Raw genomic sequence first — 13,770 nt, forward strand, 5'->3', positions numbered from 1 at the left:
ACCCGATACGACAGGCGAACAGAACACTTCACAGGCTTCATCAAGCTCGCAGCAGCCATGATATGGATGCGATGAATGTCGATCGGTTCTAGGGCTTCAGCGTCTCCAGAAAACGCACTGGCTCGCCCGCGGAAGCGGTCGCCAGCTCTCCCTGCCACATCACGCGGCGGCCGCGCACGAAAGTGCCGACCGGCCAGCCCGTCACGTCGACACCGTCATAGGGCGTCCAGCCTACGCGCGACGCCACCCATTTGTTCGTAATGGTCTCGGTCCGGCTGAGATCGACCACAGTGAAATCGGCATCGTAGCCGGCCGCGATCCGTCCCTTGCAAGCGATGTTGAACAGCCGCGCCGGACCGGCGCTGGTGAGATCGACAAAGCGCGCCAGCGATAGGCGGCCCGCATTGACGTGATCCAGCATCAAAGGCACCAGCGTCTGCACGCCGGTCATGCCCGACGGCGATGCCGGATAGGTCTTCCGCTTCTCTTCCAGCGTATGCGGTGCGTGATCGGAGCCGAGCACATCGATGATGCCCTGCTCGATGCCCTTCCATATCCCTGAGCGATGAGCCGCATCGCGCACCGGCGGATTCATCTGCGCCAGCGTGCCAAGTTGCTCATAGCATCCGGGGGCGGCCATGGTCAGGTGATGTGGTGTCGCCTCGCAGGAGGCCACATCCTTGTGGTCGCGCAGATACTCGATCTCTTCCTTGGTCGAAATATGCAGCACATGAATGCGCTTTCCAGTCTCGCGGGCGAGAGTAACGAGCCGCTGCGTCGCCAGTAGCGCGGCGGTCTCGTCGCGCCACACCGGATGCGAGCGCGGATCACCGTCGACGCGCAAATTCTTGCGCTCGTTCAGACGGTATTCGTCCTCGGCGTGAAACGCGGCACGGCGGCGGATCACGTTGAAGATTTTCCGCAGACTGTCGTCATCCTCGACCAGCAGCGCGCCGGTGGACGATCCGACGAACACCTTGACGCCGGCGCAGCCGGGAGCGCGTTCCAGTTCGGGCAGATCCTGCACATTCTCGCGGGTGCCGCCTATGAAGAATGCGAAATCGCAATGCATCCGATGATGCGCCGCCTTCATCTTCGCGGCGAAGGTTTCCGCCGTGACTGTCAGAGGATTGGTGTTCGGCATCTCGAACACCGCAGTCACGCCGCCCATCACCGCGCTGCGCGAGCCGGTTTCGAGGTCTTCCTTGTGCGTCAGTCCCGGCTCGCGGAAATGCACCTGGGTGTCGATCACGCCGGGCAGGATATGCAGCCCCCGGCAGTCGATGACCTCGCCCGCGTCGGCTTGGCCAAGTCCGCCGATCGCCGCGATGCGGCCGTTTGAAACGGCGATGTCACCGACCCCCTCGCCGTCCTGATTGACGATGGTGCCGGATCTCAGAATCACGTCAAATGTCTTGGTCATTGTTCCCAAAAGCTTTCCGCGCGGCCGCGCGGACCTTGTTGCCCGCACCTTAGCGGCTTACGTTCCGAAAGCGAAATCCGGCACGCAGGTTTCCCCCGGGGGAGGACTGCGCGGGAAAACCGCCAAGAGAACAACGCCCGAACCAAGAGAAGTGTCATGAAAGCAGCGTTTCTTCCCGACCGGGGCGTGGTGAAGGTCAGCGGCGACGACGCCCGCAATTTTCTCAACGGTCTGGTGACCACGGACGTGACCAAGGTTGAGCCGGGGCTTGGGCGATTTGGCGCGCTGCTGACGCCGCAAGGCAAGATCACCTTCGATTTCCTCATCACCGAAGCGCAGGCCGGTCACGGCGGCGGCTTTCTTATCGATTGCCCGTTGCCGCTAGCTCAGCCGCTCGCGACCAAGCTGGGTTTTTACAAGCTGCGCGCCAAGGTCACGGTCGAAAACCTTTCGGGCAAGCTCGGCGTGCTGGCGGCCTGGGACGGCGAACCCGCCATGCACCCCGACCTGACCTTCGCAGACCCGCGCAGCGACAAGCTCGGCTGGCGCATTCTCGCGCCGGAAGAACTCGCGGCCCGAGCAGCCAATGTGATCGGCGCCGAACTGGTCGAAAGCGCCGACTATGAGGCTCACAGGATCGCCGCGGGCGTGCCGAGCGGCGGACTGGATTTCACGTTCGGCGATGCTTTTCCGCATGAAGCCAATATGGACCGGCTACACGGCGTCGATTTCGACAAAGGCTGCTATGTCGGTCAGGAAGTGGTTTCACGCATGGAGCATCGCGGCACTGCGCGCAGCCGGATTGTGCGAGTGCGCCTGGACAATAGCGCCCCCGAGCCAGGGGCGGCCGTGGTCGCGGGGGAGAAGTCCGTAGGCACCATGGGCTCGTCGGCAGCGGACCAGGGTCTTGCGCTGCTGCGGCTGGATCGCGCCGCCGACGCGATCGAGGCCGGGATTCCGTTGACCGCGGGCGGCGTCCCGATCCATGTCGCCGAACCGGACGATCTGAAGCTATCGGCGAAGAATACTGTCGCATGACGCAATCCGCGCGTATGCATGCCGACGGCCTCGCCCGCTGTCCGTGGCCCGGCGACGACCCGCTCTATCTCGCCTATCACGACACCGAGTGGGGCATACCCGAATATGACGACCGCGCGCTGTTTGAAAAGCTGGTCCTCGACGGCTTTCAAGCCGGTCTGTCGTGGATCACGATTTTGCGCAAGCGCGACAACTTCCGCCGCGCCTTCGAGGGCTTCAACCCTGAGACAATCGCCCGCTACGACGAGAAGAAGGTCCACGCGCTGATGGACGATGCGGGAATCGTACGCAATCGGGCTAAAATCGAGGGCGCCATCACCAGCGCGAGGTCCTACCTGGCGATCATGGAGCAGGGTCCAGGCTTTTCCGCGCTGCTGTGGAATTTCATGGACGGTCAACCGAGGGTCAATCGGTTCAAGACCACCGCGACCGTACCGACCTCGACACCGCTGTCGATCAAAATCTCGAAGGAATTGACATCGCGCGGATTCAAGTTCGTCGGGCCCACGATCGTGTATGCCTTCATGCAGGCAACAGGCATGGTCAACGACCATCTGATGACATGCCATTGCCATGAGACGTGCGGCAAGCAGGCGCGCAAGCCACGTTCCGCTGCGCAATGACGAGACGGGTTTCGAAGACCGCGACGCGCGCATGGCAGCGGATGCTGTCCGGGCGGCGGCTCGACCTGCTCGATCCCTCGCCGCTCGACATCGAGATCGCCGATATCGCGCATGGCCTCGCCCGCGTCGCGCGATGGAACGGCCAGACCCACGGCGCGCATATTTTCTCGGTCGCGCAGCACACGCTGCTGGTCGAGGCCGTGATGCGCGAGCACACGCCACGCGTCGATATCCGGGTGCGGCTGGCGGCGCTGCTGCATGACGCGCCGGAATATGTCATCGGCGACATGATCTCACCATTCAAGGCGGTGATCGGCGGTTCCTACAAGGCGGTGGAGAAGCGGCTGCTGTCGGCGATCCACATCCGCTTCGGACTGCCACCAGCATTGCCCGCCGACATCGAGCAGCAGATCAAGGATGCCGACATGGGCGCGGCCTATCTCGAAGCGACCCATCTCGCGGGCTTCTCGGAGCCCGAGGCGAAGCGGCTGTTCGGCAGCGATCCGGGCCTTCCGGAGGCGATGATCGAGGATTATCTGACGCCGTGGCCGGCGAGCGAGGCCGAGAACCGGTTCCTGGCGCGATTCCAGAGCCTGTGCGGTTAGAGCGGGATCAGGATAAGTATTTGGCGCCTGCGTCCCGCCCAAAAATATCGGAACCGCATCATCTTCGCGGACCGCCTTTTGTCCCAAGGCGCTCCGGCCTATAATCTCCCGAAAACTCGGGAACGCCATGATCCACGTCTGCTCGCTTGCCGCGCTTGCGCAAACCGTGAAAACCAGCGGTGCCAGCCATGTCCTCACTGTCATGGCGAACGTCGATCAGGTGCGGCGGCCGCACTCGATTCTCGAGGCTAATCATCTGAAGGTGTCGATGGACGACATCAACGAACCCGTGGATGGTTTCGTCGCGCCGAACGACGATCATATCATGCAGGTTCTGACGTTCATCCGTGGCTGGGATCGCAAGGCGCCGCTGGTGGTGCATTGCTACGCCGGGATCAGCCGGTCGACCGCGAGCGCTTTCACCGCCGCCTGCGCGCTCAACCCGCATCGCGACGAGATCTCCATCGCACGTCAGATCCGAGCGGCCTCGCCAATCGCGCAGCCGAATCGCCTGATCGTAGCGCTGGCAGACAAAGCTCTTGGACGTGGAGGACGAATGCTGCACGCGGTCGACGAAATGGGTCCCGGCGATATGACGATCGAAGGCCGACCGTTCCGCATCGATCTGGAATAATCGATATTATGCTTTTCGCGGAAAAGCGGCTCGCGACCCAGCGCGATCGGTGTGTCTACCGAACTTAATCGGTGGAACGTCGTAGTTCCAAAGCGCCTTCGACCTTGGCCGGCCTGGCTTCCGGCTTGACGGGCTCAAGCCTGGCGCTCTCGACCCTCGGGGTTTCGACACGCGCGGTCACTTCCGTGTTCGACGCATCGGCCGTGCGCGAAACCCTGCGGCGGGCATACGGGTGTGCAGCGGCGCGCGCCAGCAGCATCTGCCTGCCCCCCTGATGGTCGAAGTCGCAATACGCAAAGCCCATGCCCGATACCGAACCGCGGAAGCTGGCTTCGCTCTTCTTGTCGAGGTTGAAGCACGGTTCGAACGGAAGACCCTTGATCGACGCGCAAACCGCCTGACCGCGCACCTGTAATGTATTGCCCGGCAGCCTCATGTGGCGAACCGGACCTTCGCCGCTGAACTGCACTGCGCCGGCTGCGCCCCCGTCCTCGAACACCCGGCCGGCGCCACGCGTACCGTCGAAGCAGGTAAACGCGAAAACCTTGCCGGATACGAACCGTTTGGCCTCGTTGGCATTCATGAGGTGACCGGCCATTGCCGGTGCGGCGATCGCACCTGCAACCAGGACTCCTGACACGAAACGCGCGAGCATACTGCAACTCCGACAACTTGATCGCGGGATGGCGCCGATGGCCGACCTTTACCCGCTCCTTACCATACTAACCGTGGCAACATTGGAGCAGCTTGGTTGGTAAAGTCTGAATATCCTAGGAAACTTTCACCACGAGGCGCCCGCGAACTTCGCCCGCGAGAATCCTGGTGACGGCTGGATCAACGCTTCCAGACGAATTTCATAAGTTATTTCAGATATTTCTAACAATAGAGATCATTCGCAAGCCGCCAGCCAGTCGCCCTTGATCCGCGCCTTACTCCGCCTAGGATCCAAAATGACAGTGGCCGTCTTTTGGCGATTGCGCCGGCGACTCTACCGCCGGGCAGAGCTACCAAATTCAGCCGAACTGTGAGCTGCCTCGGCGAGTCTGGCGGAGATTTCGGCGGTCTGAGCCGTTGTGCCCCAACTCGGCGCATCCTTGCCGTCGCCCCACGCGCGCGGACGGTAGAAGGTATGAACACCAGTGCGGTACATTTTCTTCATTTCGCGCACCCAGGAAGGATGCACCCAATAGGCGTGATAGTGCGTCGACTTGCCGACTTCCGACAGCCACAGCCGTCCGTCAAGAGTGGCCTTCGCTATCCTCCGGGCGCGATCCCACATGTCCGGCTCGGTGACGACGTCGCGAATGCCGTCGCAGGCAAACGTGAATTGGCAGGCCAAACGACGATTTGCGTTCTGGTAGACTGCGCCGCACACCGTGGTCGGATAGTAACCCGAGAACACGCGGTTCATAACCACCTGAGCAACCGCGATCTGGCCGCGAACCGCTTCGCCGCGCGCTTCGAAATAAACCGCCTCCGCGAGGCATTTTTCCTGCTTGGCGCGCTTCTTGTCATCCAGAAGACCGAGCCGCTCGGCCGGCGTTTTGACCTCGCCCTTGCCGACCACGGTTTCGCCGGCTTTTGCAGAATCCCGCTGCGGCGGCCGGGATGCCTTCATGTCGGGATCCGCTGCCAGGGCCGGCATCACGATCATGGGTTCTTCGCCGGGGCGCCAATGTTCCAAACCTTCACTTGCGACACCTAGTGCCGAACTGCCGAAGTACAGGCTTGCCGTCTTGATGGAAAACTCGTCGGTGGAAGGTTGCGGCCTCTCAACCGCTTTGTCAGCCTCAAGATCGTCTGACGGCTGCACATCGAGCGGAATATCGTATTGCGGCAAAGGAGGTGCATTCAGGGCTTCCGCCAGTTCGGGATCGAGCCCCGAGGGTTCCCCGTCATGACGGGTCGTCGCCGTCTTTGCCCCGAACACCGACGCATTGGACGTTGAGGGGGCCTGCGGCGCAGCATCCGTCGGCGCAATGGGCGGCGGCTCCGGCGCAACGAGGGCTAAACGGTCGCCCTTCAGCGTCCGATCGACCTTGGGGAAATCCGAAGCGCTATAGCGTGGCGGCGGCCGCGTCAGCCGGGTGCGCGCGGCAGCACCAACGCCTTCATCGAGACTCGCAAGCAGGAGTGTGGCCGCGCGCGGTACCGATGTGCCGACCGGACGCCCGAAATTGAAGGTCGCGACCTGAATGGAGCTGACCGCGTTGGCGGAAACACGCCTTTGCCAGCGTTCGGCGACACCCGGCTGCCTCGCAAGCAAGGACGCAATATCCTGATATCCGACTTCGTTCGGGATCAATGCGAAGACGCAGAGACCGAAACCGAAGAGCGCAAGATGCGCGCTCTTCGGTTGGTTACGCAACACAGACATCGACACGCTCACGCAACGCCACACACGCGATCGATTTGTACGTTTAGTCCATTTCGATCGATCTCGGTAATATCCAATTAAAGTTGCGAGGGCGTTAATCGGCGATGCAAGGGCACAACAGGCAAGAGGCATCCGAAAGCGCGCGCGAATATCGGGAGCGTTGGTAAACAACGCCTCGAGCGAAATAGTAAAGATACGGTCAACGCTTGATTCGCCGCGGATGACGCGCAGGCGGTTCACCGGCAGCGCATGATCTTATCTGAAAACCTGCTTCTGCTTTCGGGATCTGATTTAGGCGGCCGGCAGGCCTTCCGATCATGACCGTCCATCATCCACTCGGCTCGCGACGATCTTGCCGAGCGCCGCATGAGCGGCGGCCAGACGCGCGATCGGCACGCGGTATGGTGAGCATGACACATAGTTCAATCCGATCTCGTGACAGAATGCCACCGAAACGGGATCGCCGCCGTGTTCGCCGCAGATGCCCACCTTGAGATTTGGCCGGGTCTTGCGGCCACGCGCGACGCCAATCTTCACCAGTTCTCCGACACCGCCGCGATCCACCGAGATGAATGGATCGATCTCCAAAATTCCCTTCGCGATATAGGCGCCAAGGAAGCTCGCCGCGTCGTCGCGGCTGATGCCAAACGTGGTCTGCGTGAGGTCGTTGGTGCCGAACGAAAAGAACTCCGCCGTTTCGGCGATCTCTCCTGCCGCCAGACAGGCGCGCGGCAATTCGATCATGGTGCCGACCTGGTAAGCCGGCTTGCCGCCGGTTTCGCGTGTCACCGATTGCGCGGTCATATCGATCCGCGTCTTGACCAGATCGAACTCCGCCTTGGTCGCGATGAGCGGCACCATGACTTCAACGGCGACGGCCTTGCCGGTGCGCTTTTCGGCCTCGATCGCCGCCTCGAAGATCGCCCGCGCCTGCATTTCGGCGATCTCGGGATAAACGATGGCAAGGCGGCACCCACGAAAGCCAAGCATGGGATTGAATTCGGCGAGATTGCGAGCACGGTCAGCCAGCTTGCGCGGATCGGTATTCATCGCACGCGCGACTTCCTCGATCTCGGCCTGCGTATGCGGCAAAAATTCATGGAGCGGAGGATCAAGCAATCGGATCGTGACCGGCAGGCCCTTCATGATCTCGAACAACTCGACGAAATCGGCGCGCTGCATCGGTAACAGCTTCGACAGCGCGGCGCGGCGCGCCTGCTCGTCTTCCGCCAGAATCATTTCTCGCACCGTACGGATGCGAGTCTCCTCGAAGAACATGTGCTCGGTGCGGCACAGACCGATTCCCTCGGCACCAAACCTCACCGCCGTTCGCGCGTCGGCTGACGTGTCGCCGTTGACCCGGATGCCGAGCTTGCGAATCTCGTCGGCCCAGCCCATCAGCGTACCGAACTCACCGGACAGCTCCGGCTCGATCATCGACATCTGTCCCGCCAGCACCTCGCCGAGCGAACCGTCGATGGTGATGACGTCACCGACCTTGAAGGTGCGATCTCCGACTGCCATGGTGCCGCGTCCATAATCGACGCGGATGCTGCCGCAGCCGGAAACGCAGGGCTTGCCCATGCCGCGCGCGACCACCGCCGCGTGCGAGGTCATGCCGCCGCGCGTCGTCAAAATACCCTCAGCGGCATGCATACCGTGGATGTCTTCCGGACTGGTCTCGATCCGTACCAAGATAACCTTGCGGCCGCCAGCCTGCAGCTTGGTTGCCTCCTCCGAAGAAAACACGATCTCACCCGCAGCCGCGCCGGGCGACGCCGGCAAGCCGGTGGCAACCACGTCGCGCTGTGCGCTGGGATCGATGGTCGGATGCAGCAACTGATCAAGCGAGGCCGGATCGATACGGACCACCGCATCTTTCCTGGAGATCAGGCCCTCATTGGCAAGTTCGACCGCGATGCGCAACGCGGCGCGCGCGGTACGTTTACCGCTTCGGGTCTGGAGCATCCACAGCTTGCCATCCTCGACCGTGAACTCCATGTCCTGCATGTCGCGATAGTGCTTTTCGAGCAACCTGTAGATGCGCGTCAACTCCTTGAAGGATTCGGGCATTGCCGTTTCCATCGACGGCTTGTCGGACCCGGACTCCTTGCGCGCCGCCTCGGTGAGGTCCTGCGGCGTGCGGATGCCTGCCACCACGTCCTCGCCCTGAGCGTTGATGAGAAACTCACCATAGAGCCGGCTTTCGCCGGTGGACGGATTGCGCGTGAACGCCACGCCGGTTGCCGATGTCTCACCCAGATTGCCAAACACCATGGCCTGCACGCTGACGGCGGTGCCCCACGACTCCGGAATATTGTGCAGGCTGCGATAAGTGACCGCCCGCGCATTCATCCAGGACGAGAACACTGCGCCGATCGCGCCCCACAGCTGCTCATAAGGATCTTGCGGAAAATCCTTGCCGGTCTCGCGTGCAACAGCCGTCTTGTACTTGCCCACCACCTCGACCCAGTCGTCGCCGGTCAGGTCCGTGTCAAGCGAATAGCCCCTGCCATCCTTGAACGTATCCAGAATGTCTTCGAAGTGATGATGCGCGAAGCCAAGCACGACATCCGAATACATAGTGATGAAGCGGCGATAGCTATCATAAGCAAATCGCCGATCGCCAGAGAGCGCGGCCATAGCTTCGACGGTCTTGTCATTGAGGCCGAGATTGAGCACCGTATCCATCATGCCGGGCATCGAGGCGCGCGCTCCCGATCGCACCGAGACCAAAAGCGGATTGGCCGCGTCACCGAACACCTTGCCGGTTATTTTTGCGACGTACTGCAGTGCTTTTTCGACCTGTGGCTTCAGCTCCTTCGGATAGGATTTGTCATGCGCATAGAAAACCGCGCATACCGAGGTGGTAATCGTGAAGCCGGGAGGCACTGGCAAACCGAGATTTGCCATCTCGGCGAGATTGGCACCCTTGCCGCCGAGCAGCTCCTTCAGTTCTGCTTTGCCCTCCGCCTTGCCGTCTCCAAACGTATAGACCCACTTGCCCCTCGCCGGCGGCGTTGCGTTATTCGTCGCCTTCCCCGTGCCGGCGGAATTTCGCTTTTTCGCCCGGGATTTTGTAGATGTTTTTGATTTCGTTGCAGGCTTTTTCGACTTCGAGGCAGCTTTGGCCATGGTTTGAAACCATTCCTCGTAAGGGAAACCGTGCGCGCCTTACACCACGTTTCGACAACGCCGCGCAAGCTACGCGAACTGCCTTGTCCTGAAGTGATATCGACGCACAATTCAAGTTCGGAGCACAACGCAAAACAGCCCGGCTTGCGCCGGGCTGTTTGATTTAGACGTCGATGGATAGCACCGAACGTTCGGCGCTCAGGCCTGTGGCTGCGGTTCGAGACCTGGATCGGGTTCCGGGCGCGGACGTGTTTTGCCGGCAGGCGGCACCGCCGACGTGCGCGGTGTCGCAGGCTCCAGCACCGATTCCCGGTTCGGCTTCTTGCCGTTGAGCAGATCGGTGATCTCATCGCCGGTCAAGGTTTCGAACTCAAGCAAGCCCTTGGCCAGCGTCTCCAGATCGGCACGCTTCTCGCCAAGAATGCGGGTCGCGTCCTTGTAACCGGTCTCGACCAGACGCCTGACTTCGGAGTCGATCTTCTGGGCGGTCGCCTCGGACACGTTCTGCTGGCGGTTGACCTGCATGCCGAGAAACACCTCGTCATTGTTCTCGCCATAGGACACGGTGCCGAGTTCTTTCGAGAGGCCCCAGCGCGTCACCATCATGCGCGCAAGACGCGTCGCCTGATCGATGTCGGACGCAGCACCGGAGGTCACCTTCTCGTGGCCGAAAATCATTTCCTCTGCCACGCGCCCGCCCATCATGATCGCAAGTCGCGAGGTCATCTGCTCCAGCGACATCGATAGCTTGTCGCGTTCGGGAAGTTGCATCACCATGCCCAACGCCCGGCCCCGCGGAATAATGGTCGCCTTGTGTATCGGATCGGTAGCGATGACATTAAGGCCGACGATGGCGTGACCGCCCTCGTGATAGGCCGTCAGCATTTTTTCTTCCTCAGTCATGACGAGCGACTTGCGCTCGGCGCCCATCATCACCTTGTCCTTGGCTTCCTCGAACTCGGCCTGCGTCACCATGCGCTTGTTGCGGCGGGCGGCCGTCAGCGCCGCCTCGTTGACGAGATTCATCAGATCCGCGCCAGAGAAACCGGGCGTACCGCGGGCGACGGTCTTGAGGTTGACATCGGGTGCCAGCGGCACCTTGCGAACGTGAACCTTGAGAATCTGTTCGCGGCCGACGACGTCCGGGTTCGGCACCACGACCTGACGGTCGAAGCGGCCAGGGCGCAGTAGCGCGGGGTCAAGCACGTCGGGGCGGTTGGTCGCCGCAATGAGGATGACGCCCTCATTGGCCTCGAAGCCGTCCATTTCGACCAGCAACTGGTTCAGCGTCTGCTCTCGCTCATCATTGCCGCCGCCGAGACCGGCGCCGCGGTGACGGCCGACCGCATCGATTTCGTCGATGAAGATGATGCAGGGCGCATTCTTCTTGGCCTGCTCGAACATGTCGCGGACGCGGCTGGCGCCGACGCCGACGAACATCTCGACGAAGTCCGAGCCCGAAATGGTGAAGAACGGCACGTTGGCCTCGCCTGCGACAGCGCGCGCGATCAGCGTCTTGCCGGTGCCGGGCGGGCCGACCAGAAGCACGCCGCGCGGAATACGCCCGCCGAGGCGTTGGAATTTGCCGGGGTCGCGCAGGAACTCGACGATCTCCTGCAGGTCCTGCTTGGCCTCATCGACGCCCGCGACGTCCTCGAAGGTGACGCGGCCGTGGGCCTCCGTCAGCATCTTGGCGCGAGACTTGCCGAAACCCATCGCCTTGCCGGCGCCGCCCTGCATCTGGCGCGACAGAAAAATCCACACGCCGATGAGCGCGATGAACGGCAGCCACGAGACCAGTAGCGAAACGAACCATGGGACGCTGTCGCCGGGGGGTTTAGCTGTGATCTGCACCTTGGCGTCATAGAGCTTTTTAACCAGCCCCGGATCGGTTGGCGCATAGGTCTGGAAGTTGGAACCGTTGGTGAAGGTGCCGTGAATCTCCTGCCCTTGGATCACGACATCGCGAACATTGTTCTGATCGACTTCCGTCAACAACTGCGAGAACGAAATATCCTGCGCGGTCGTGTGGTGACCAGGACTCTGGAACAATGTGAACAATGCCAACAGGAGCAAGACAATGATGACCCAGAGGGCGAAGTTGCGCATATTGGCGTTCATCGATCTTCCTTCGAGGCCGCGCGGATCGCAGCCGGATATCCCTGCATCGACTTAATAGATGGGGGTTGCCGAGACGTATACAATCTAGGCGCGGAGGTTGCCCCTGCCAAGGGAACCGGGTGAAACTCTTATTAAATAAAACCTATTCGGCCCTGGCAGTTGACACAAGGTTTCGCATTTCCAATATTTCTGCTTATCACCTCTTTGATCCGCTTCATCTTTCAAGCTTAGCCCGGCGGAGTCTGCGGTCGCTTCATATTTTTGAAGCATGGTGACGCTTGACGGAACTTGACGCGGGGCGGAAATGAGACCCGCTTTGGATTACAGGCTAGGTCCTCTGCGCGGCGATTAACCAAGCCGCATTAGTTGGTCCGACGCCGGGGCGGTGCCGGCTCGACGCTGATCCGCTCGGAGGTAAGCGTCACCAGCGCCCCCGCCAACGTCCTTCTGAGCAAAACGCGTCGGCCGAAACCCGCATGATTTGCGGCGCTTTCGAGCGCCAAGAGCAGAGCCTCAACCTTACCCAATTCAGCCCGCCCCTCACAGCCGATACGATCGATCACCCGCAACAACAATCGAACCTTGATCTCCTCCGAGAGGACCGCAAACGCCTCCGTTCGAAAGCCCGGACGCTGCGCGTCGTCATCCTGCAGGGCCAGATAACGCTCCGCGCCGTCGACGAGGAGTTCCAGCGCTGTATTAGCTCGCGCCAGACGCGATGCAAGCCGCGTCAGGTTATGGGCATCGCATCCTTCCTCCGCCAGCGCCGGCATCAGAGTACGCAAACGCGGACGCGTGAAATTGAGGTCGCGATTGGTTGGATCCTCCACGTAGTCGATCTTTGCCTTCTTCAGCGTCGCAATCAGCCTCGACTTCGGAACATTCAGAAACGGCCGGGCAAGGATGAACCCGTCACGCATCGTTTCACGTGCCATTGCGGAGAGGCCCGCAATGCCGCTGCCGCGTGATAATCGCATCAGAACGGTTTCCGCCTGATCATCACAGGTGTGAGCGGTGAGGATATGCAATGCGCCGTGGGCACGCGCTGTTCTCGCCAGCAGGCGGTAGCGGGCGTCTCGCGCGGCCGCCGGTAATCCGGATTCCGGTTTGGCGCCGCTCCAGCGCACGATGCGGTGGGTCACGCCGAGCGAGGTTGCGAGCAGCTTGACCTGCCGCGCCTCGCGCGCGGAGCCACGCCGCAGGCCATGATCGATCGTGACAGCAATGAGGTCGGGACCGCCTGTCATTGCGCGCCGCCAACGTGCCGCGAGCCACATCAGCGCCATGGAATCGGGGCCGCCGGATACGGCGAGGACGAGTGCGCGGGCCGCTTTCCAGTCCGCGAACAGCGTTTTCGCTTCCGTTGCCGAAATCGGCAAAGCGGAGCCCGTTTTCGGTGGCTTCATCGCTTGTGCGGTCGATCTAGTCCGAACCACCGATGCCCATCCCAAATGTCAGGCGGTTGCCGTCCAGATCGTCGATATCGAAATCACGCATGCCGTAGGGACGATCGCCCGGCGGATGCACTATGGTCGCCCCGCGCGACTTCAGCTCATCGTGCAGCGCGTCGACCTCGGTCACAAACACGTTGACGGCGCCTTGGCCGGATTCGCGTGGCGTCTTGTTCGCGGCCTGGAAATGAATCGTAACGTCGCCCCGCTCGACGCCGCCGTAGAAAACCGGATCACCGTAGGTGAAGCCGACCTTGAAGCCGAGGACGTCGCGATAATGAGCAACGGCTTTGGGGACGTCCTGGACCACGAACAGGGTCGCGGCCGAACAAAATTGCGGGGCATGAGGGCTCATCGGACACG

The 13,770-nt window shown here is 61.6% G+C and carries 11 protein-coding genes; 4 read left to right on the forward strand and 7 right to left on the reverse strand.

Going from position 1 to position 13,770, the window contains the following annotated elements; all coding sequences use genetic code 11:
- Positions 1–88 precede the first annotated feature (88 nt).
- Positions 89–1,423 carry a dihydroorotase gene (locus tag GGQ85_RS13165; RefSeq protein WP_309774889.1) on the reverse strand — a complete coding sequence of 445 codons (1,335 nt, stop codon included), beginning with the start codon at positions 1,421–1,423 and terminating at the stop codon, positions 89–91.
- 156 nt (positions 1,424–1,579) lie between these two features.
- Here GGQ85_RS13165 and ygfZ point away from each other — a divergent pair, with 156 nt between their 5' ends.
- From ygfZ to GGQ85_RS13185, 4 genes are all read left to right on the forward strand, one after another.
- A complete protein-coding gene (ygfZ, locus tag GGQ85_RS13170; RefSeq protein ID WP_309774890.1) occupies positions 1,580–2,461 on the forward strand; it encodes a CAF17-like 4Fe-4S cluster assembly/insertion protein YgfZ in 882 nt (293 codons plus the stop codon).
- Positions 2,458–3,084, forward strand: coding sequence for a DNA-3-methyladenine glycosylase I (locus GGQ85_RS13175; RefSeq protein WP_309774891.1), 627 nt, complete (start codon positions 2,458–2,460; stop codon positions 3,082–3,084). The genes ygfZ and GGQ85_RS13175 overlap by 4 nt, the downstream gene beginning before the upstream one ends.
- Positions 3,081–3,689: a YfbR-like 5'-deoxynucleotidase gene (locus GGQ85_RS13180; protein ID WP_309774893.1), complete on the forward strand. Its 609-nt coding sequence runs from the start codon at positions 3,081–3,083 to the stop codon at positions 3,687–3,689. Before GGQ85_RS13175 ends, GGQ85_RS13180 begins: the two co-directional genes overlap by 4 nt.
- A gap of 127 nt (positions 3,690–3,816) precedes the next feature.
- Positions 3,817–4,323, forward strand: coding sequence for a tyrosine phosphatase family protein (locus GGQ85_RS13185; protein WP_309774894.1), 507 nt, complete (start codon positions 3,817–3,819; stop codon positions 4,321–4,323).
- Between the two features lie 64 nt (positions 4,324–4,387).
- Here GGQ85_RS13185 and GGQ85_RS13190 read toward each other — a convergent pair whose 3' ends face one another.
- From GGQ85_RS13190 to GGQ85_RS13215, 6 genes are all read right to left on the reverse strand, one after another.
- Positions 4,388–4,978, reverse strand: a complete 591-nt coding sequence (locus tag GGQ85_RS13190; RefSeq protein ID WP_309774895.1) for a hypothetical protein — start codon at positions 4,976–4,978, stop codon at positions 4,388–4,390.
- A 333-nt stretch (positions 4,979–5,311) separates the two neighbouring features.
- On the reverse strand, positions 5,312–6,700 hold the full coding sequence (locus GGQ85_RS13195; protein WP_309774896.1) for a cell wall hydrolase: 1,389 nt from the start codon (positions 6,698–6,700) through the stop codon (positions 5,312–5,314).
- Positions 6,701–7,015: 315 nt separating this feature from the next.
- Positions 7,016–9,835, reverse strand: coding sequence for a pyruvate, phosphate dikinase (ppdK, locus tag GGQ85_RS13200; protein ID WP_309774900.1), 2,820 nt, complete (start codon positions 9,833–9,835; stop codon positions 7,016–7,018).
- A gap of 198 nt (positions 9,836–10,033) precedes the next feature.
- Positions 10,034–11,956, reverse strand: a complete 1,923-nt coding sequence (ftsH, locus tag GGQ85_RS13205) for an ATP-dependent zinc metalloprotease FtsH (RefSeq protein WP_079448277.1) — start codon at positions 11,954–11,956, stop codon at positions 10,034–10,036.
- 362 nt (positions 11,957–12,318) lie between these two features.
- Complete coding sequence (gene tilS, locus GGQ85_RS13210; protein ID WP_309774901.1) at positions 12,319–13,362, reverse strand: tRNA lysidine(34) synthetase TilS; 1,044 nt, start codon at positions 13,360–13,362, stop codon at positions 12,319–12,321.
- Positions 13,363–13,378: 16 nt separating this feature from the next.
- Positions 13,379–13,762: a bleomycin resistance protein gene (locus tag GGQ85_RS13215; protein ID WP_309774902.1), complete on the reverse strand. Its 384-nt coding sequence runs from the start codon at positions 13,760–13,762 to the stop codon at positions 13,379–13,381.
- Positions 13,763–13,770: the final 8 nt, after the last annotated feature.

This window comes from Nitrobacter vulgaris, from assembly GCF_031453995.1.
In the GTDB taxonomy this organism is placed as follows: Bacteria; Pseudomonadota; Alphaproteobacteria; order Rhizobiales; family Xanthobacteraceae; genus Nitrobacter; species Nitrobacter vulgaris.